At 68.8% G+C, this 18,005-nt stretch carries 20 protein-coding genes and 1 pseudogene; 4 read left to right on the forward strand and 17 right to left on the reverse strand.

What is annotated here, in order from left to right; genetic code table 11:
- Positions 1 to 41 precede the first annotated feature (41 nt).
- The 3 genes and pseudogenes from C8D87_RS47440 to C8D87_RS04930 form a co-directional block, all read right to left on the reverse strand.
- Positions 42 to 467 carry an MmyB family transcriptional regulator gene (locus C8D87_RS47440; RefSeq protein ID WP_233441903.1) on the reverse strand — a complete coding sequence of 142 codons (426 nt, stop codon included), beginning with the start codon at positions 465 to 467 and terminating at the stop codon, positions 42 to 44.
- 16 nt (positions 468 to 483) lie between these two features.
- Positions 484 to 747: pseudogene (locus tag C8D87_RS48485) on the reverse strand (helix-turn-helix domain-containing protein); the annotation flags it as partial.
- 23 nt (positions 748 to 770) lie between these two features.
- Positions 771 to 1,802, reverse strand: a complete 1,032-nt coding sequence (locus C8D87_RS04930; RefSeq protein WP_112225684.1) for a S1 family peptidase — start codon at positions 1,800 to 1,802, stop codon at positions 771 to 773.
- Positions 1,803 to 2,309: 507 nt separating this feature from the next.
- Between C8D87_RS04930 and C8D87_RS04940 the strand changes: the two genes are divergently transcribed.
- Positions 2,310 to 3,026: an ankyrin repeat domain-containing protein gene (locus C8D87_RS04940; protein ID WP_112225686.1), complete on the forward strand. Its 717-nt coding sequence runs from the start codon at positions 2,310 to 2,312 to the stop codon at positions 3,024 to 3,026.
- 37 nt (positions 3,027 to 3,063) lie between these two features.
- Here C8D87_RS04940 and C8D87_RS45040 read toward each other — a convergent pair whose 3' ends face one another.
- The 8 genes from C8D87_RS45040 to C8D87_RS04975 form a co-directional block, all read right to left on the reverse strand.
- The gene (locus C8D87_RS45040) at positions 3,064 to 3,312 is read right to left on the reverse strand and encodes a hypothetical protein (RefSeq protein ID WP_146771627.1); all 249 of its coding nucleotides are present in this window, start codon (positions 3,310 to 3,312) and stop codon (positions 3,064 to 3,066) included.
- Entirely contained in the window at positions 3,293 to 3,739 is a 447-nt protein-coding gene (locus C8D87_RS04945; RefSeq protein ID WP_109641571.1) for a MerR family transcriptional regulator, read from the reverse strand. Before C8D87_RS04945 ends, C8D87_RS45040 begins: the two co-directional genes overlap by 20 nt.
- Entirely contained in the window at positions 3,736 to 4,071 is a 336-nt protein-coding gene (locus C8D87_RS04950) for a hypothetical protein (RefSeq protein ID WP_112225687.1), read from the reverse strand. The genes C8D87_RS04945 and C8D87_RS04950 overlap by 4 nt, the downstream gene beginning before the upstream one ends.
- 75 nt (positions 4,072 to 4,146) lie before the next feature.
- Positions 4,147 to 4,566: a CBS domain-containing protein gene (locus C8D87_RS04955; protein WP_112225688.1), complete on the reverse strand. Its 420-nt coding sequence runs from the start codon at positions 4,564 to 4,566 to the stop codon at positions 4,147 to 4,149.
- A 90-nt stretch (positions 4,567 to 4,656) separates the two neighbouring features.
- Positions 4,657 to 5,700 carry a TerC/Alx family metal homeostasis membrane protein gene (locus C8D87_RS04960; protein ID WP_112225689.1) on the reverse strand — a complete coding sequence of 348 codons (1,044 nt, stop codon included), beginning with the start codon at positions 5,698 to 5,700 and terminating at the stop codon, positions 4,657 to 4,659.
- 36 nt (positions 5,701 to 5,736) lie between these two features.
- Positions 5,737 to 6,966, reverse strand: coding sequence for a cyclase family protein (locus tag C8D87_RS04965; protein ID WP_109641575.1), 1,230 nt, complete (start codon positions 6,964 to 6,966; stop codon positions 5,737 to 5,739).
- A 38-nt stretch (positions 6,967 to 7,004) separates the two neighbouring features.
- Positions 7,005 to 7,235: a hypothetical protein gene (locus C8D87_RS04970; protein ID WP_146771628.1), complete on the reverse strand. Its 231-nt coding sequence runs from the start codon at positions 7,233 to 7,235 to the stop codon at positions 7,005 to 7,007.
- Positions 7,232 to 7,621, reverse strand: coding sequence for an SDR family oxidoreductase (locus C8D87_RS04975; RefSeq protein ID WP_215732171.1), 390 nt, complete (start codon positions 7,619 to 7,621; stop codon positions 7,232 to 7,234). Before C8D87_RS04975 ends, C8D87_RS04970 begins: the two co-directional genes overlap by 4 nt.
- Positions 7,622 to 7,629: 8 nt before the next feature.
- On the opposite strand from C8D87_RS04975, the gene C8D87_RS04980 reads away from it, so the two are divergent.
- Complete coding sequence (locus C8D87_RS04980) at positions 7,630 to 8,424, forward strand: ATP-binding protein (protein ID WP_112225692.1); 795 nt, start codon at positions 7,630 to 7,632, stop codon at positions 8,422 to 8,424.
- Here the strand turns inward: C8D87_RS04980 and C8D87_RS04985 are convergent.
- The 4 genes from C8D87_RS04985 to C8D87_RS05000 all read right to left on the reverse strand — a co-directional run bounded on the left by C8D87_RS04985 (position 8,369) and on the right by C8D87_RS05000 (position 11,973).
- Complete coding sequence (locus C8D87_RS04985) at positions 8,369 to 9,700, reverse strand: RICIN domain-containing protein (RefSeq protein WP_112225693.1); 1,332 nt, start codon at positions 9,698 to 9,700, stop codon at positions 8,369 to 8,371. The genes C8D87_RS04980 and C8D87_RS04985 overlap by 56 nt on opposite strands.
- Positions 9,701 to 9,848: 148 nt before the next feature.
- Positions 9,849 to 10,028, reverse strand: a complete 180-nt coding sequence (locus C8D87_RS04990) for a hypothetical protein (RefSeq protein ID WP_112225694.1) — start codon at positions 10,026 to 10,028, stop codon at positions 9,849 to 9,851.
- A 35-nt stretch (positions 10,029 to 10,063) separates the two neighbouring features.
- Positions 10,064 to 10,714, reverse strand: a complete 651-nt coding sequence (locus C8D87_RS04995; protein WP_112225695.1) for a response regulator transcription factor — start codon at positions 10,712 to 10,714, stop codon at positions 10,064 to 10,066.
- Positions 10,711 to 11,973 carry a sensor histidine kinase gene (locus C8D87_RS05000; protein ID WP_233441904.1) on the reverse strand — a complete coding sequence of 421 codons (1,263 nt, stop codon included), beginning with the start codon at positions 11,971 to 11,973 and terminating at the stop codon, positions 10,711 to 10,713. The genes C8D87_RS04995 and C8D87_RS05000 overlap by 4 nt, the downstream gene beginning before the upstream one ends.
- A 142-nt stretch (positions 11,974 to 12,115) precedes the next feature.
- Between C8D87_RS05000 and C8D87_RS05005 the strand changes: the two genes are divergently transcribed.
- Both C8D87_RS05005 and C8D87_RS05010 read left to right on the forward strand, forming a co-directional pair.
- Complete coding sequence (locus tag C8D87_RS05005) at positions 12,116 to 13,351, forward strand: ABC transporter substrate-binding protein (protein WP_112225696.1); 1,236 nt, start codon at positions 12,116 to 12,118, stop codon at positions 13,349 to 13,351.
- Positions 13,352 to 13,485: 134 nt separating this feature from the next.
- Positions 13,486 to 14,238, forward strand: a complete 753-nt coding sequence (locus C8D87_RS05010; protein ID WP_112225697.1) for an MBL fold metallo-hydrolase — start codon at positions 13,486 to 13,488, stop codon at positions 14,236 to 14,238.
- On the opposite strand, the gene C8D87_RS05015 is transcribed toward C8D87_RS05010, so the two are convergent.
- Positions 14,225 to 17,023 carry a discoidin domain-containing protein gene (locus tag C8D87_RS05015; RefSeq protein ID WP_112225698.1) on the reverse strand — a complete coding sequence of 933 codons (2,799 nt, stop codon included), beginning with the start codon at positions 17,021 to 17,023 and terminating at the stop codon, positions 14,225 to 14,227. The genes C8D87_RS05010 and C8D87_RS05015 overlap by 14 nt on opposite strands.
- Positions 17,020 to 18,003 carry a glycoside hydrolase family 43 protein gene (locus C8D87_RS05020; protein WP_215732172.1) on the reverse strand — a complete coding sequence of 328 codons (984 nt, stop codon included), beginning with the start codon at positions 18,001 to 18,003 and terminating at the stop codon, positions 17,020 to 17,022. The genes C8D87_RS05015 and C8D87_RS05020 overlap by 4 nt, the downstream gene beginning before the upstream one ends.
- Between the last annotated feature and the right edge of the window lie 2 nt (positions 18,004 to 18,005).

Genomic DNA, 18,005 nt, shown 5'->3' on the forward strand with positions numbered 1-18,005 from the left:
AGGCCGCGTCTGCGTGCGAGTTCACCGCAGATCGGAATAGATCACCAGCGTGTGATCGGGCTGCTCGGCGAGGTGGAACGCGGTGCAGGCGTAGTCGATCTCGCCGAGGTCCGGGTGCCGCAGCTGTTTCCGTCGCTGTGCCGGACCTGCACGTCGTACTGGGGCCACCAGGTCCGCACCTCGGGGCTGGCGTCGTGCAGGTCCTCGATGAGCCGGGTGAGCCGCGGATCGGTGGCGTGCCGGCCGGCGAACGTGCGCAGGCGAGCGAGCAGGGCTCGTGCCTCGGGCTCCCAGTCGACCAGGACGTGCCGCGCCACCGGTTCGGTGAACACCCAGCGCGCGAAGTTCGGGCGGTCCCGCGTCACCGTCAGGTTCGGGAGCAGCTCGGCCGCGTCCTGGTTGTGGCTGAGCACGTCGTAGCTGCCGTCGATGATGTACGCCGGATGCGGCTGCAACAGCGTTGACACACCGGCGGTCGCGCTCGCTCCGGTCGAGTCTCAGTGCGGAGGTGAGCGCCCCGAGCACCTGGTCGGACGCCTGAAGGTCCCGGCCCTGTTCGAGGTACGTGTACCAGGTGGCGCTCATCCCGGCCAGCAGCGCCGGCTCCTCCCGGCGCAGGCCAGGTGTCCGGCGCCGGCGGGTGTCCGGCAGGCCGATCGTCGACGATGAACGTGTGGAACCTGTGATGAACCGGTGATGCCGAGAGATCGCCTCCGCGCCCGCCCGGTGTTCCCGCTCGAGGAACACCGGGCGGGACTGCGCCGCAGGACTCAGTAGACGCGCACGCCGTAGGCGTTCAACGCCTCGACCACGGGCTGGAAGAACGTGGTTCCACCGCTGGAGCAGTTTCCGCTGCCACCCGAGGTGAGGCCGAGCGCGGTGTTGCCGGCGAACAGGGAGCCACCGCTGTCACCGCCTTCCGCGCACACGGTGGTCCTGATCAGCCCGTGCACAGTCGTTCCGTCGCTGTAGTTCACTGTCACGTTGAGGCCGGTCACCTGGCCCGTGCGGAACCCGGTCGTGCTGCCGCTGCGCCCGACCGACTGGCCGACGTACGGGTTGGCCGCGCTGGAGATGTCACGGGTGGTGCCGTTGTAGAGGTTCACCGCTCCGGGCCGCGCGATGCCGCTCGTGTAGCGGATGAGGGCGTAGTCGTTGCCGGGGAAGCTGCTGCCCTCGCGGGTGCCGATCACCTGTCCTCCGGCGGCCGACCAGGTGGCCGCGGCGTTGGCGCAGTGGCCGGCGGTCAGGAACCACGCGGTGCTGCTGCCCGGGCGGTTCACGTTGAAACCGAGCGAACACCGGTACGGACCACCGTAGATGGCGTCGCCACCGGTGATCGTCGTCGTGAACGCGCCGGGCACGTGCTCCAGCCGTGCCGTGTCACCGAGCTCGGCGAGCACGCCACGCAACTTCGCGAGCTTGTCGCCGGTCACCGTGCTGTCGGCCGACACCAGGACCTGGTTCGTCTTCGGGTCGACGCCCCACGACGTACCGGGGATGAGGACCGACCGGTTCAGCTTGTCGGTCGCGGCTTTCAGCACCGCACCGCTGCGGGCGACGAACCGGGGCACGGCACCCGCGGCGCGCACGGAGCGAGCGGTCCCGGCGTCGGTCACCGCGACCACGAGCCTGCCCGTGGCGGAGTCCTGGTAGGCCCCGGCGGTGCGCTCACCCAGTTGCTCCGCCACCGCGGTGGCGAGATCGGTGGTTGCGGCCACCGCCACGTCGGCGGACGCGGACGGGGTGAGAGCAACGCCCAGTACCAGGGTGGCGGCCAGGGCGGTCAGACGGGATTTCATCGCGATCCTCCTTGGTGCAGGGGAACACGCCGTTTTTGGGGCGTGCCAAGGAAAAGACCTGAACGAGGCCACCTGTGAGAGCGCGACCACACTTCGGAGTGTACGACTGGTCGCCCTGCGCGGACTACGGCGAACGATCCAACCGTGGCCGGACGGCTCGATTTGTCCACCTGTGTCAGAAAGACCGGACATTCCCGAGACAACCGAGGCGAGGAACAGAACTGTCACCTGTCCGAACGGGACTGGTTCAGCTCTCGGGTGATGCCCAGTGCCGTTGTGCACACTGCCGCTGGAGACCAGGGAACCGGTCGCCGCGCTGAGTCCTCGGACATGGTTGCTCAGCATGTCGAAGCCGTTGAGCATCACCGCGGTCCAGCACAGAACCCATCTCGTGTTCCTGGTCGTCGACGGCAGCAACCATCGTGGTGGAGAGGCCGGCTGTCGTTTCCGCCCGGCGGAAACAGCGGGCTACCTGCCGGCCGGCCGATCGTGAACACTCGGGGTGTGATGTCCATTCGGAGTGACGAGCCGCTCGCGGTGGCGGTGACGGCGGCGATCCGCACCGGCGACGTCGTCGCACTGCGGCGGCACCTGGCGGGGACCGATGGTCTGGCGACCGCGCGGATCGTCGACGACCGCGGTTGCTCCCGGACCCTGCTGCACGTGCTGACGGACTGGCCGGCCCGGTGCCCGGACGGCGCGCGAACCGTGGCGGTGCTGGTCGCCGCCGGTGCCGACGTCAACGCCCGGTTCCAGGGACCACACCGCGAGACACCGTTGCATTGGGCGGCCAGCGCCGATGACGTCGAGGTGGTCGACGCCCTGCTCGACGCGGGCGCGGACATCGACAGCGACGGTGCGGTGATCGGCGGCGGCACCCCGCTGGCGGACGCACGTGCCTTCGCACAGTGGAGCGCCGCGCATCGCCTTGTCGAGCGCGGCGCCAGGGTCACGCTGGTCGATGCCGCGACGCTGGGCCTGCGGGATCACGTCGAACGCCTGCTCCCCGCCGCGACCGGCGAAGACCGCGACGCGGCGTTCTGGGGCGCGTGCCACGGCGGTCAGCGAGAGTGCGCCGAGTACCTGCTGGGCTTCGGCGCCGAGGTGAACTGGCTTCCGTCATGGGAGCCGCGCACGCCACTCGATGCGGCCGTGCGCAACGGTTTCGATGATCTTGCGGCGTGGTTGCGGGGCCGGGGAGGCAAGCGCGCGACGGAGTTGTGAGCCGCTCCCGCCCGTCAGTCTCGGGGCGCGTGCATGGTCACCGCGACACCGCGCAACGGCACCGACCGCCAGCACACCGATGACGGCGGCGGCGTACCACCATCCACGTCAGCGCCACTGCGACAGCGGCGACCCCGAGACCGGCGAGCACGTGCTCCACCCCGATCGCGGCGAGTGCACCTGTCACGCCGGCGACGCCGAGCACCGGCACGAGGCAGCACGCCAGGCACGCGACGCCGGCGAGCCACGCAACGCGGCGGGTCTGGTCAGCAGCAGGTGCCGGCATCGGCGTTGTTCCCCTCGGCCAGGCCCGCGAACGGCAGCGGGCACGACGGGGTGTGCGAGCAGGTGACGAGGTCGTCGCAGCCCGCGGCGAGCGCGGCGCGCAGCGTGTCGCGGATGATGCCGAGGTCGGCGATCTTCGCCTCGACCTCGGCGAGCTTGGTGGTCGCGCGGGCCTGCAGCCCCGGCGAGGTGCCGCCGTGCCGGTGCGTGCCGACGTCGAGCAGGTCGGCCACCTCGTCGAGGGTGAAGCCGAGGCGCTGAGCCGCCTTGATCACCCGGATGGTCGTGACCGTCTCCGGCGGGTACAGCCGGTGCCCGCCCAGCGTCCGCTCCGGCCGGGCGAGCAGGCCGACGCGCTCGTAGTATCGCAGTGTCTCCCGGTTGACCCCGGCGGTCTCGGCGACCTCGCCGGTGCGCAGGCCGGTCACGACGCCAGCCTGGTGGCACGAGCCGCGAGCGCCTCGAGGACTTCGCTGTGCGCTTCCTCGACGGTGATGTCCAGCCGGAGCACGCCGCCGGTGGCGACCAGGGCGAAGGTGAAGAACGAGCAGCAGCCCGTCTCGCGTACCGCGAGGTCGGCCGTTCGCGCCGCCACCTCCGCGGTGGGCTCGAGATCGAGCCGCAGAACGGTCGCGTCCTGGTGGTGCACGGCGCGGACGCACGTCGTGAAGAGGTCGTCGAACTCGGCCTCGCGCAGCGGCTGCTCCGCGGTGGGCAACGTGCAGGCCTCGGGTGCCCACGGCTCCGGTTCTGCTGTCATGACTCGACGGTAAACCTGTACCCGGGTACAGGATGCAAGTCCGAATCCGGGTTGCGAGGCGAAACCGCCGCCGACTCAGTTGTTCCCGGGAGCGGCGCTGATCTGGCCGAGCACGGAGTCCAGGTCCCGTTCGACGGCCGCGTCGCCGAGCGACAGCACACCGACGGGCCGGCCCCCGTCGACCACGGGGATGCGGCGCACCGCGTTCTCGCGCATGCGGGCGATCGCGGTGTCGACCGTCTCGGTGAGATCCGCGGTGACCACCTGGTCGCTGCACACGTCACGCACGTAGCAATCGGCCAGGTCGTCGCGGTCCGCCAGCGCGCGGACGACCAGGTCGCGATCGGTCACGATGCCGCACAACCGGTCACCGTCGACGACGAGCACATCGCCGATCTCCCGGTCACGCATGGCCTTGGCGGCCTCGCGCACCGGAGTGTCCGGCGGCAGCATCACCGGATCCGCGGTCATCAGGTCTCGGACGAGCTGAGCCATGGCAGTCTCCTTCGTCTCGGTGCCACGTCGTCGGCTACCCGTTCGTCGCACCGCCGAAAACGGTGCTCACCCGGACGTTGGGTCTCGAAGTCACCGTTCGCGGTCCGCCACACGACGTTTCCGGTCGGCCTGTCCTGCAGAGGCGCGCCGGGCCCGCAGCGAGCCGGCGTGGGCCTTGACCGACGGATCGCGCCTGGTCCTGACGAGACTGGCCACCGTGACGGCCACGAGCACCACGGCGATCACCGCGAGGCTGAGCAGCGTGGGGATCTCGGGAACGCGGTCGTCGATGTCCTCGTGCGCCCACTGCAGGATCAGCTTGAGCCCGATGAAGGCGAGAATCAGCGACAGCCCGGTGGACAGGTACACGAGCCGGTCCAGCAGGCCCTGCACGAGGAAGAACAACGCGCGCAAACCCAGCAACGCGAAGGCGTTGGCGGCGAACACGACGTAGGGCTGCGCGGTGATGCCGAAGACCGCGGGGATGGAGTCGAGCGCGAACAGCAGGTCGATCGTGCCGATCGCCACCAGCACCAGGAACAGCGGCGTCACCATGCGTTTGCCGCGTGTGCGGGTGGTCAGGTCACCCTCCACGTAGTCCTCGGTCACCGGCAGGACCCGGCGTGAGGTCTTCACCACGACGTTGTCCTCGATGTCGGGATCTTCGTCGCGGTGCCGGAACAACTGCACGGCCGTGTAGATGAGCAGCAGGCCGAACAGCAGGAACACGAACGAGAACAGGGACAGCAGTGTCGCGCCGAGTGCGATGAAGATCGCGCGCATGATCAGCGCCAGCACGATGCCGAACGTGAGCACCTTGTGCTGGTGCTCGTCCGGCACCGCGAAGGTCGCCATGATGATCACGAACACGAACAGGTTGTCGACCGAGAGGCTCTTCTCGACCAGGTAGCCCACGAAGTACTCGGTGCCGGGCCCGCTGCCGTAGTGCAGCGTGAACCACACCCCGAACCCGATGGCGACCAGCACGTAGAACACCGACCACGCGGCTGCCTCGCCGAATCCGACGTGATGGGGCCGCATGGCCGCGACCACGAGGTCCACGGCGAGCAGCACCACCACGAAGGCCACGGTCAAGGCCCACACGAGCAGGCTGATGTCGAGTTCGGCGCTCATGAGCGGAGGGGTACCCACTCACGTGGCATGAGGTGCTCAGGGCCTCGCGGCCATGGCGGCGGGCGGGGTGTTGGAGGCCGTGGAGCCGGTGTGGAACTGGGGCGTGACGAGGTAGACGAACTCGAACGCCTCGTCGGCGGCCAGGGCCTCGGTGCGCACGCCCTCGCCGATGCGGACGCCGTGCTGGGTGAGCAGCACCTGGTGCACCGGGAAGACGTTCTGCCCGGTGACGGCGGGGTCCAGCACCTCGAGTCCCCAGGTGTCGCTGCCGACCACGGCCACCCGGCGGGAGGCGAGATAGCGGGCCTCACGCAGGTAGATGCCCGGCTCGGTGGTGATGTACCGCCGGTTGTGCGGGTCCTGCGGGTCGTCGAACCCGGCACGGTTGAGCAGGTGGGTCCAGCCGGTGCGGAACAGCGCCACGTCACCCGGACCCGGCTCCCGCCGCACGCCCTGCCTGCGCAGGGCGTCGCGCATGTCGTCGAGGGTGATCCGGTAGTTGTCGCGCAGAACCCACTCGCCGTTCACCGGCGAGCGGAACAGGTCGGAGCGAGATCCCTGCGCCAGCTTGAGCCCCACGATGTCGTACAGGACACCGCGGGTGACGATGGGACCGAGGTGCTCGTTGCCGAGTTTCCTGAGTCCGCGCGGGGCGGCGATGTCCGGCCCGCGGTGGCCGTTGTAGTAGGTCTCGCCGACACCGACGTGGCCGAGGTTGTCCAGCTGCGTGGCGATCTGGTACGTCCCGCCGTGCGGGAACCGCTCTTCGTGGAACGAGATGGTGTTGGGCCCGAGCGGCGTGGGCGACTGCAGGATGCCGGACTCCGGATGCGTTCGCGGGTCGTAGTTCGCGGCCGGGACGAAGTCGCCCTTCGGCTGGTAGCCAAAGACCGTGAGGCGCTGCCGGAGCACCCGCGGCGGCTCGCCCGCGAACGCCGGGAAGTTGTCCTGCATGAGCTCGCCCAGGTTGTACGTCCGCACCGGGCCGCGCCCTTCGAGCAACCGCAACGCCTGGCGGGTCCGCTCCCCGGTCACCTCGTTCCAGGTGCCGCGCTGGTCGTCCCTGCCGTAACGGCGAGCCGTCCGTTCCGCCCACCCGGCGACCTCGTCCGGGGTGAACATGCGGTCGGTGAACTCCTCGGCGGCGGCTGCGGACGAGGTGCCGATGCCCGCCGACACCGCGGCGGTCACCGCCGCCGCTTTCGCCGTCAGACCCAGAACTTCCCGTCGGCTGTGGAGGTGGGCGCGCATGAAGTCGGGACGCATGACCCACCACCCTGGTGGCACGCCGGGTCGTCCGGCAATCACCCAGCCGATCGACTTGAGTCCAGGAGAGCGGCCATCCGCTGCTCCAGGTGGGGCCGGATCTCCTCGCCGGTGAAGATCCACGGCGAACGGGACTCGATCCCGGCCACGACCATTTCTCCCACGGCGTCGACACCGGGACCGCTGCGGAGGAACGCCTCGACGGCCGGCACGAGGTCATCGCGCAACGCCACCCCGGCTCCCCCGTCCGACAACCGGGTGTTCGTCACGATGTCCGTGTCGCGACGGGGCCGGGGCACAGCACGCTGACGTCGACGCCGTGCCGGGCCACGGCCAGGCGCAGTGACTCCGACAGGCCGACCACCGCGAACTTGGCGGTCACGTACAGCACGTTCGGGTCGGGCACGAGCCCGGCACCGGACGCGGTGTTGACGACGTGGCCCGCGCCGCGCTCGATCATGCGCGGCAGGAACGTCTGGATCCCGTTGACGACACCGGTCAGGTTGACGGCGAGGGCCAGGTCCCACTTGTCGTAGCTCAGTTCCGCCGCGGTCGAGAACGGCACGATGCCCGCGTTGTTGAACAGCAGGTCGACGTGACCCAGCGCCGACTCGGCCTCGTCCGCGACCGCGGCGAACGCGGCACGGTCCCGCACATCCAGCCGTGCGGGCCGAGCTGGAGATCGCGCTGTCGCATCCGCACCTGGCGGACTGGCCCACCGTCGTGAAGGCGGCGCTGGAGGACACCGAACGGTTGCAGGAGCTGACCACGGACCTGTTGCTGCTGGCCAGGCTGGACGCCGACGCGCTGGACAAGCAGGACACCGTCGACCTCACCGCCGTCGTGCAACGGGAGGTCTCCCGGCGAGCGATGGTCACCCTGGAAGCCGACGACAACGTGCTCGTTCCCGGGCGGCGCGCCCAGCTGTCCCGGCTGCTCGGCAACCTGCTGGACAACGCCGAACGCCACGCGGGCACCGAGGTGATGGTGCGGCTGCGCGGCGGGTCCTCCGCGACGCTCGAGGTCATCGACGACGGTCCCGGAATCCCCGAAGCGGACCGGGAACGCGTCTTCGACCGCTTCACCCGGCTCGACGAGGCCCGCACCCGTGCGGCGGGCGGCGCCGGCCTCGGGCTCGCGATCGCCCGGCGCATCGCCACCAGGCACCACGGCACGCTCGAGGCCACCGACGCCGAGGGGTTTCGCGGAATCCGTTTCCTGGCAACGATTCCGACCGGCATCCCGCAACCGAGGAAAGCCACCGTCGTGGCGCAGCAACGCGTGCGACGACGTGTGGCAGTTCCTCAACGGCTCGATCATCCCGACACGCGGCCACATCCCCGAACCACGCCCGGCTCCCGAGCCGGAACTGGACTGGGATCTCATCTTCGGTCGCCGGCGTTCAGGATCCCCGTCGCCAGCGCTGGTTGGCGCTACCCGTGCACTGCCACTGGATGAGCATCGCCCCGCTGGCGGTGCTGCCACTCGCGACGTCCAGGCACTTGCCGCTCGCCCGGTTCACCAGGGACACCGTCGTGCTGTCCGCCTGTCGCACCGTCCACTGCTGGTTCGTGCCGCCGTGACACTGCCACTGGACCACGTCCGCGCCGTCGGCGACCGAGCCGCCGGACACGTCCAGGCAGGACCCGCTCGCCCGGTTGATCACCTCGACGTACCCGCCCGCCCTGGTGCGGGTCTGCCACTGCTGGGACTGCGCGTCCGACGGCGTCGCCTGCCGGACCGCGGTGCCGGACGTGTCCAGCCGCAGATCACTGTGCTGGGCGGTGAACGTGCCGAACGGGCCCACACCACCCGCGGTCTGCGTCACCGTCCGGATCGTGCCGTCGGCGTTGTGGTGCAACCGGTCCATGACGACCGAACGCTTGTACTCGCCGCCTCCAGGACGGGCGTTCTTGTGGTAGACCACGTACCACTCGCCCTGGTACTGGACGATCGAGTGGTGGTTGGTGCTGACGTTGACGTAGTCGAGGACCACACCGCGATAGGTGAACGGCCCCATCGGCGACGACGCGGTGGCGTAGTGGATCTGGCCGGGCCAGCCGGTCGAGTACGAGAAGTAGTACGTGTCACCGACCTTGTGCAGGTACGGCGCCTCACCGTACTGCGTCGCACCGTTCACGGTGAGGTCGGTGATGGGACCGGACACGGACGTCATGTCCGCGCCGAGCCGGACGACCTTCGGCTTGCGGGTCCCGAAGTACAGGTACGACTGTCCGTCGCTGTCGGTGAAGACCATCGGGTCGATGGGCTCGTCACCGACGTTGGTGTCCCGAGCCTTGTCCACCAACGGGTTTCCCCGTGCGTCGGTGAACGGCCCGGTCGGCGAGGCCGAGGTCGCGACGCCGATCTTGGTCCGGTCGACGGGCAGGTACAGGTGGTACCGGCCGTCGCGCTCCACCGCCCCTGGCGCCCAGGCGTACTGGCTCGCCCAGCTGAAGCCCTTGATGCTGAACACGTCGCCGTGATCGGACCAGTCCACGAGATTCGACGAGGAGTACGACCGCCAGCTCTTCGAGTCCCAGTACGTGCCGCTGTTGGTCTCGTCATCGGTGAGGTAGAGGTACATCCGGCCGTTGAACACGTGCGCGGACGGATCGGCGACGAACCGATCGGCGATCACCGGATTCGCGGCGCCGGCCTGCTGAACCCCGGTCACCACCGACGCGACGACCAGCGCTGTGACGGCGAGAGCTCGCGCCTTTCCACGCCTCATGCGCTCTCCCCCGCCCGAACTCCGAGCGCCTGCGAAACCGTTCCCATGAGGGTGATCACCAATCCCCTGGCCGAACGCGGACTGTTAGCGCTAACAGCTATACCCTCCCGCGAGCCGGATGCACACCCTCCTGATGTCTGTCTTTTGTTCACCGGTCGGTGGTCCAGCAGGAGGTCCACCGCACCCCGGCCGCGATCTCGGCGTCGAAGAATTCCTCGCCCTCGCACGCGATGACGCAATCCGCGAGGATGCGCAACCCCTGCGCCTGACGATGGCCGACTTGTTTCTCGTGATAGGCGAGAGCATCGAGAACCTCGACCGCTTCCAAATCTCTCTAGATGTCACCTACGAAACGACCAGACCTCACCCACCGGGCGTGACAATCCCCTGCTCGTAGGCGAACACCACCGCATGAGTCCGATCCCGCAGCCCAAGCTTCGCCAACACCCGCGAAACATGCGTCTTAACGGTGGTCTCCCCCAAAAACAGCGCAGAAGCGATCTCCGCGTTAGAAGCCCCCTTGGCCAACTCCACCAACACCTCGAACTCGCGATCGGTCAACGAGGGCGGCCGAGTCCGCTCCTGCTTCGACACAGCGCTGAACCGCGCGATCACCCGCCGAGTCACCTCAGGCGACAGGAGCGCGTCACCACGAGCCACCACCCGCACGGACTCGACCAGATCCTCCGGCGAGGCGTTCTTCAGCAGGAACCCGCTGGCCCCGGCCTGCAACGCCTCGAACAGGTAGTCCTCGCGATCGAACGTCGTCAGGATGACCACACGGGTGCCACGACCGGCGGACAGGATCTGGCGCGTGGCCTCGAGCCCGTCCATGCGCGGCATCTGGACGTCCATCAGCACGACGTCCGGCCGCAGGCGCGAGACCAGGTCCACGGCTTCGGCGCCGTCACCCGCCTCGCCCACGACCTCGATGCCCGGCTCGGTGCCGAGGATGACGCGGAAGCCGGCGCGGACCAGGTCCTGGTCATCGGCCAGCACGACTCGCAGACTCACACCTTCTCCTCAACGGCAGTGGGCAGTGATGCGCGCACGAGATAGCCAGCGTCACGCCGGGGTCCCGCCTCCAGCGAGCCGCCGTGCACCGCCAGGCGTTCGCGCATCCCGACCAGCCCGAAACCTGAGCCCACGGCGGCTGATCGGCCTCGGCCGTCGTCGGCGATCTCCAACTCCAGAGCGCTGTCGAGAAACCGCATCCGCACGTCGACGTGTTGTGCGTCCGCGTGCTTCACGACGTTCGTCAGCGCCTCCTGCACCACCCGGTACGCGGACAGCGCCACCGCGGACGACACCTCGCGGGGCGAGCCGTAGACGCTGTGCGAGACCTCCAGGCCGGCGGCGCGGGCGTTGTCGAACAGTTCGGGCAGGTCGTCGAGACCCGGTGCGGCGCGCAGGTCCGGCTCGGCGTCCGCGCGCAGCACGCCCAGCAGGCCACGCAACTCGTTGATCGCGGTCCGGGCGGTTTGCTCGACGGTCTGCAGGGCGTCGCGGGCCATCGCGGGGTCGGAGTCGAGGACTCGGCGGGCCGCACCGGCCTGGATGCCCATGACGGACACGTGGTGCGCCACCACGTCGTGCAGGTCGCGCGCGATTCGCATGCGTTCTGCGGCAATGGCTCCGCGGGTGTTCTGCTCCTGCGAACGGCGGAGCTCCTCGGCCTGGAACGACAGCTGCGCCTGGCGCCGGGCCGCTGTCCACGCCATCTCGCCCAGGATGTAGGCGAGGACGAAGAAGAATATGTTGAATTCCAGTCCGTAAAGGACGGAGGCGAGCACCGGGTCCATCGGGCCCGCGGCGTCCTTGAAGTCCGCCGGCGGACCGAGCAGGGCACGCACCAGGCTGAAGCCCAGCCACAGGAACATCGCGACGATGACGCCGAGGCGTGACCAGCGCGCGAGGAGGCGGTTCCGCTCCCACGCGCCAACGGTGTAGATCGTCAGGAACAGGATCGCGGACGGCACCAGGTTGTCGGCGACCTTCTGCGACTGCGCGACGATGAACAACGCGGACACCACGAGCATGACGGCCACCGGGTAGCGGCGGCGCACCACGAGCGGCAGCGACAGAGCCGCCATCCACGGAACCTGCACGTGCAGCCCGGGAGCCCCCTTGAACACGAAGGCGCCCATGCTGTTGACGAGCACGACGAACTCGACGGCGCACAGCATCACCAGCACGGCGGTGCCGATGTCACGACGACGCTGGGCAGGAGTGGGACCGGGCCGCCGCCACTCGTTCCACAAGGGCTCTTCCACCCGATCACGGTACCCGGCAGGCCTTTTCCATAGGTAACCGAAGCGCCGCGGGGTGTTTCCGGACACAAAGTTGGACGACTCGGGACCAGCTACTCAATACTTCGAGTTACCCGTGAGTAACCCCCCTGCGACAAGGCCCCGAATGTCTATTCGTCACTTATCGTTATCCGCCGCCCTGCTGCTCGGCACGCTCACCGCGTGCGGATCCGATTACCGGACGACCGAGCCTGTCCGCACTGGTCCCGGCGTCTCCGCGGACTCCATCTCGCTCGGCGTGCTCACGGACATGACGGGCCCGTTCAAAGGGTCGTCGGTTTTCCGAATTCGCGGGTATGAACTCTATCTGGAGCAGCTCAACAAACGCGGCGGTGTGTGCGGGCGACGCGTCGAGCTGAAGCAGAAGGACCACGCCTACGACGTGGAGAAGGCATTGGACGGCTATTTCGAGCTCGAACCGCAGGTGCTCGGATTCATCGACGTGCTGGGCCAGCCGATGACCGCGGCCATCGAGCCCGACCTGATGCAGACGCGGGCGCTCACCGTGCCCGGTTCGTGGGCCGCCGACCTGCTCGGCAATCCCCACATGATGATCGTCGGCACCACGTACGACCTCGACATCATCAACGGCCTCGACCACTACAAGCGCAAGAGCGTGCTCAACGCCGGCGACACCATCGGCCACATCCACCTGCGCGGCAGCTTCGGCGACAACGCGCTGGAGGGCAGCCGGTTCGCCGCGGGGAACTGGGGCATGAAGATCGTCGAACAGGCGGTCACCGAGACCACGGCGAACTTCACCGAGCAGATCAGCGCGCTCAAAGCCGCCAACGCCAAGGTGCTCGTCCTCAGCCTGACCCCACCGCAGACCGCCGCGGCCGTCGGCATCGCCGCCCAGCTCGGCTGGACCGCGCCGATCCTCGTCAACGCCGTCGGCTACGACCCGGCGATCATGCAGTCACCGGTCGCGCCGGTGTTCGCCAAGCAGGTGCTGATCCCGTCGCCGGTCGCTCCCTGGAACGGCAACGCCGAGGGCATGAACGAGCTCCGCGACGGCTACCAGGCGCGCTGGCCCGGCGAGCCGGGCACGCTCAACACCGTGCACGGCTACACGGTCGCGATGGCGTTCGTCTCCGTGCTGGAGAAGGCGTGCGGCAAGAAGGACCTGACGCGTGACGGCGTGCTGCGGGCGTTCCACGACACCAACGGCTTGAGCACCAAGGGCCTCACGGGCCAGCTGAAGTTCTCGTTGGTGGGACGGCCTTCCAGCACCCAGTCGTACATGACGCGACCGGACGCGGCGGTGCCCGGCACGCTCAAGGTGGTCGAGGACCTCTACGAGTCCGAGCTGGTGAAGCTCAAGGGAACCCGCGCTCGTTGATCCGGTGCCGCGACCGGCAGCCTTTGCCCCGTGTTCGGCGGTCAGACGGGTGTACCGCGGTGCCGCGAGGCGCCCTGCTGAGCGTCGAAGGCGCGGTGAAGGTCGCCGGTCGCGGCACTAGCTAGAGTCGATGAATGGGACTCAGCTTGACCGTGCTCGGATGCGCCACTCCGTACCCGGCCGTGGACAACCCCTGTTCCGGCTACCTGGTGTCGCACCAAGGCACTCGCGTGTGGATGGACGCCGGAACCGGCACGCTAGGCCCGCTCCAGCTCCACACGCGACTCGAGGACCTCGACGCGATCTGGATCTCGCACCTGCACGCCGACCACAGCGCGGACCTGCTCACCGCCTACTACGCGCTGCTGTTCGCGGACGTCGAACGCGATCCGGTCCCGCTGTTCGGCCCGCCCGGCATCGCCGACCGGCTCGCCGCGTTCCTCACCAACGGCCCGCAGCGCAGCCCGGTCGAGTCCGCGTTCGAGATCACCGAGCTGCACGACGACCACCAGGCCACGGTCGGGACGCTGCGGCTCACCACCAAAGCGGTCCACCACGGCATCCCGGCGTTCGGCGTGCGCATCGAAGCGGACGACGCCTCCCTCACGTACTCCGGCGACACCGCGCCGTGCCAGAGCCTCGTCGAACTGGCACGGGACACCGACGTGCTGCTGTGCGAGGCCGAAAGCGCGGAGAGGACGCCGGACATGGCCCATCACACGCCGGAAGACGCGGGCGACACCGCGACCGGCGCGAACGCGGGCAGGTTGATCGTGACGCACGTGGGCCGCTTCCTGACGGCGCAGGAAGCGGTCGCACGCGCCTCGTCCCGTTACCGCGGCCCCGTCGAGTACGCGGCACCGGGAACCACGTTCAGTACACCTTGATCTCGGTCAGACCCGTGCGGAAGCCGGCGGCGTGGGTCATCACCACCCGCACCCGCTGGGTGTTCACCGGCGTGAACCGCACCTGGTTGTAGTTGGCCCGAGGTTCCGCCGGCGCGCGAACCTGACCCGGCACATCGGCCCACCCGCTGCCGTTCCAGTACTGGACCTGGTACGAAGCCGGTGCCCGATAACGGTTCCCCGCCCGGTCGTCGCGGAAGTACAGCCGCACCTCGCCGACGGAGCGCTGCTGGCCGAAGTTCAGCTCGTACCAGTCGGTGCCGTTGGGCGAGCCGGAGCTGCCCCAGATCGGTTCGTTGATCGGGAAGCCGTCCACCGCGGCACCGACCGACGTGCCGGACGCGGTGTACGAGGCCGACGCACCGGCAGCCAGGTTCGGCCGCGAGGACGTCAGGTCGACACCGGCCTTGGCGAACACGTCGACCACCCGCGCACCGTTCTGGACGACGTCACGCGGCGCCCGCACCCCCGGCACGGCGGTCTGGTGCGCCACCGAGCCGCCGGAGGGCAGCGTGACCTGGCCGGTCGCCGGGTCGTAGAGCACGCGGGTCAGCCGGTCGACGGTGAAGGCGCGGGTGCCGTTCAGGTAGACCGAATAGCCCTGCGGCACACCGTTGTAGCGGGTGACGCCGTCGGCCGGGTCGTCCCACACCACGCTCAGGTCGGCGTTGCGGTGGCGCAGGTTGTTGGCCGCGAAGTGCGACCAGCCGATGTTGATCGGCGACAGCTCGATCAGCCCGTCCGTGCGCGGCCGGAGCCCAGCGACGTCCTCGATCACCGTCCAGTTGGAGCTGCCGAGGATGTTGTGGTGGATCCACGACCGGTACTGGATGGTGCCGCCGTTCCAGTCCGCCCAGAACTCGTTGGCGTCCGGCCACTGCGTGTTGCCACCGACGTACTGCGCCCAGGCGTTCCAGTACAGCAGCTTCTTGTAGTCCTCCGCGGTCATCCACTGGTTCGGGTAGTTGCGCAGGACCGACGAGTACAGCCGGAACTGCACGGTCGAGTTGATCGTGGAGAAGTTGTTCGAACCGGGGTGACCCGCCGCGGCGGCCTCGGCCTTGTCCTTCTGGTTGGCCGTGTAGAACGGGAACACCGGGTACTCCGTCGGCTGGGTGAAGAGCCGCAGCGCTTGCTTGTACTGGTCGGTGTTCGGCATCAGGCCGACCGAGAACGGGTAGTAGTTGTTGATCTCCTTCCACGGCACGTGCGCGTTGGTCGCCACGTGCTTGTGCTCCAGCAGCTGCCGCGACGGGTTCCACAACGTGTTGATCACGCCGGTGCGGATCCGGTCGGCCAGCGACTGCATCTCAGCGGCCTTCGCGGTGTTGCCGGCCAGCGCGTAGGCCTGTTGTGCGGCGACAGCTCCGCTCCACACGTACGCGGTCTCCGCGCGGTCGAGCCTGCCCGGCCGCCAGTCGAACGACACCGCGTCGGCGTCGTTGCCGGTGAGCGCGCCCCAGTCGTACTCGATCACACCGTTGTTGTTGGTGTCGTAGAAGGACAACTGACCCTTGGCGTCACCTTCAGCGTAGCGAGCCAACAACGCCGCGATGGACGGCTGCCCGCCGTGCACCTGGTAACTGCGCCACGCGGCCTCGGAGACGTACTGCGTGTAGGAGTTCGACCAGTTCTCCGGATCACCGGGGTTGTCCATGAACCGGCCACCGCGCGAAGTCTGGCCAACCGAGAGCCACGGTCCGTACGAGTAGACGGGATCACGCAGGTACTTGAGGTCGTCGATGTGCATCGGCTGGGTCAGCACGATCGCGTTGTTGTACCCCGTGACGCCCTCGATCGACACCGGGAACTGGTAGTCCTGGCCGGGGATGTCGACGTCGAGGTGGTTGAAGCGCATCAGCCACCAGCGGTAGTAGATGCTCTTCTTGATCGCGGGATCCGGCACGTCGATGTACGGGATGTTGTCTGCCCACCAACGGTTGTATGCCCGCACGTGGGTGGCGAACGCCGTCGCGGGCGAGTAGCCGCGGTAGGACTGGTACTCGGTCGACGACTCCGGGATCTCGGTGGTGAGGAAACCCATGACCACCTTGGTGGTGACGGTCTGCCCCGCGCCGACCGTGACCGAGCGGTCCAGCCCGCCGTTGCTCACGCCGAAGCCGTCGCCGGACAGCCGCGGCCGGATCGTGGTGAGGTTGTTCTTCACCGGACGGCTGCCGGTCAGCTCGTTCCCGCTCGCGGTCGTCGCGTACGGCGAGGTGGCCCGCAGCTGCAGCGTCGCGGCCGACCCGCCGGTGTTGACGATCGCCAGGTTCGTCACGGCCACGTTGTTGTGGGTGATGAACTTGGTCATCTCCACCCGGATCGCGCCGCTGGTGAAGACTCCCCTGTAGTGACTGGGTTTCTGCACCCGGCCGGAGACCTGTTCGGTGAACGAGCCCGGCGAGACGCCGATCGAGTAGGCGTTCTGCCCGCTGATGTCGTCCCAGTACGCGGACCTGCCACCGAACCCGATCACGCCGGGGTTGTGGGTGTACATGAACAACCCGCGGCCGCGGGTCATCAGGAAGTTGCCCGCCGGGTCGTTGCCGGGACGCGCCAGCAAGCGGTCCATCCAGAAGTCGGTGCCGGCGCTCTCCGCGTCGTAGATCGCGCCCATCGTGCTGCCGGTGCTGTAACCGACCGGTGGTGCGGGGATCGAGGGGCCGGTGAACGCCGGATACCCGATCGTCTGTGCGGCCGATGCGGGGACAGTCCCACTCGCGAGCAGCACCAGGACCGTCAGGAGACCAGTGAGGCGCTTCATGCCGTCACTCCAGGGTTGGGCGGCGGACCGGCCACCGTCTGGACGACTCGCTGCATGGTGCCGTCAGCGTTGAAACGCAACAGGTCCACGGCGACCGAGCGGCGGAAGTTGCCGCCGCCGGGCGCGTTTGCGTTGTGGTAGACCATGTACCACTGACCGTTGAACTGCACGACACCCGCGTGGTTGGTGGTCGACGAGACCTGCCCCAGCACGACACCCCTGTGCGTCCACGGCCCCATCGGGTTCGTGGCGGTGGCGTAGCGCTGGCAGGCGTGGCTCGACGACGTGACGCAGCCGTTCGTGTCGTTGGCCGCGTAGATCATGTAGTAGAGGCCGTTGCGCTTGAACATGAACGGCGCTTCCCAGAAGTTCGTGAGGCCCTGCGGCGTCACGACCGGGCCGTCCAGCTCGATCATGTTCGGCTTCAGCTTCGCCGCCCGCACACCCCAGTAGCTGCCCCAGTAGAGGTAGGCCTGGCCGTTGTCGTCGGTGAACACCGTGGGGTCGATGTTGAGGCCGGACGAGTTGGGGATGCTGTCGCTGATCAGCGGGCCGCCCTTGGCGTCGGTGAACGGCCCGAGCGGGCTGTCGCCGACCGCCACGCCGATGTTCATCCAGCCGGGACCGTTGCCGTTGACCGAGGTGTACCAGTAGTACTTGCCGCCGCGCGGCTCGACCTCGCTGGCCCAGGCGTCGGCACCGGCCCAGCGGAAGGTGCCGATGTTCGCCCTGGCACCGCGGTCGGTCCAGGTGGCGGCGTCGGTGGACGAGAGCACCCGCCACTCGCGCATGACGAAGTTCTGCTGGCCCGGCGCGGCCTCGTCGCGTCCGGCGTAGATGTACATCGTGTTGCCGACGACCAGCGGTGCCGGGTCGGCCGTGTAGACCGAGGTGATGATCGGGTTGGCCGCGTGTGCGGGCGTTGCCACGACAACGCCCGCTACGAGTGCGATCGCGGCGCCGAGCAGGGTGGCGCGCATCG

Origin of the sequence: Lentzea atacamensis, assembly GCF_003269295.1 — a bacterium.
Taxonomy (GTDB): Bacteria; Actinomycetota; Actinomycetes; order Mycobacteriales; family Pseudonocardiaceae; genus Lentzea; species Lentzea atacamensis.

Coding starts and splice junctions, on each gene's coding strand:
- C8D87_RS04930 (WP_112225684.1), bottom strand. CDS start 1,802: ATGAAATCCCGTCTGACCGCCCTGGCCGCCACCCTGGTACTGGGCGTT.
- C8D87_RS04940 (WP_112225686.1), top strand. CDS start 2,310: ATGTCCATTCGGAGTGACGAGCCGCTCGCGGTGGCGGTGACGGCGGCG.
- C8D87_RS45040 (WP_146771627.1), bottom strand. CDS start 3,312: ATGCCGGCACCTGCTGCTGACCAGACCCGCCGCGTTGCGTGGCTCGCC.
- C8D87_RS04950 (WP_112225687.1), bottom strand. CDS start 4,071: ATGACAGCAGAACCGGAGCCGTGGGCACCCGAGGCCTGCACGTTGCCC.
- C8D87_RS04955 (WP_112225688.1), bottom strand. CDS start 4,566: ATGGCTCAGCTCGTCCGAGACCTGATGACCGCGGATCCGGTGATGCTG.
- C8D87_RS04960 (WP_112225689.1), bottom strand. CDS start 5,700: ATGAGCGCCGAACTCGACATCAGCCTGCTCGTGTGGGCCTTGACCGTG.
- C8D87_RS04965 (WP_109641575.1), bottom strand. CDS start 6,966: ATGCGTCCCGACTTCATGCGCGCCCACCTCCACAGCCGACGGGAAGTT.
- C8D87_RS04985 (WP_112225693.1), bottom strand. CDS start 9,700: ATGAGGCGTGGAAAGGCGCGAGCTCTCGCCGTCACAGCGCTGGTCGTC.
- C8D87_RS05005 (WP_112225696.1), top strand. CDS start 12,116: ATGTCTATTCGTCACTTATCGTTATCCGCCGCCCTGCTGCTCGGCACG.
- C8D87_RS05010 (WP_112225697.1), top strand. CDS start 13,486: ATGGGACTCAGCTTGACCGTGCTCGGATGCGCCACTCCGTACCCGGCC.
- C8D87_RS05015 (WP_112225698.1), bottom strand. CDS start 17,023: ATGAAGCGCCTCACTGGTCTCCTGACGGTCCTGGTGCTGCTCGCGAGT.
- C8D87_RS05020 (WP_215732172.1), bottom strand. CDS start 18,003: ATGCGCGCCACCCTGCTCGGCGCCGCGATCGCACTCGTAGCGGGCGTT.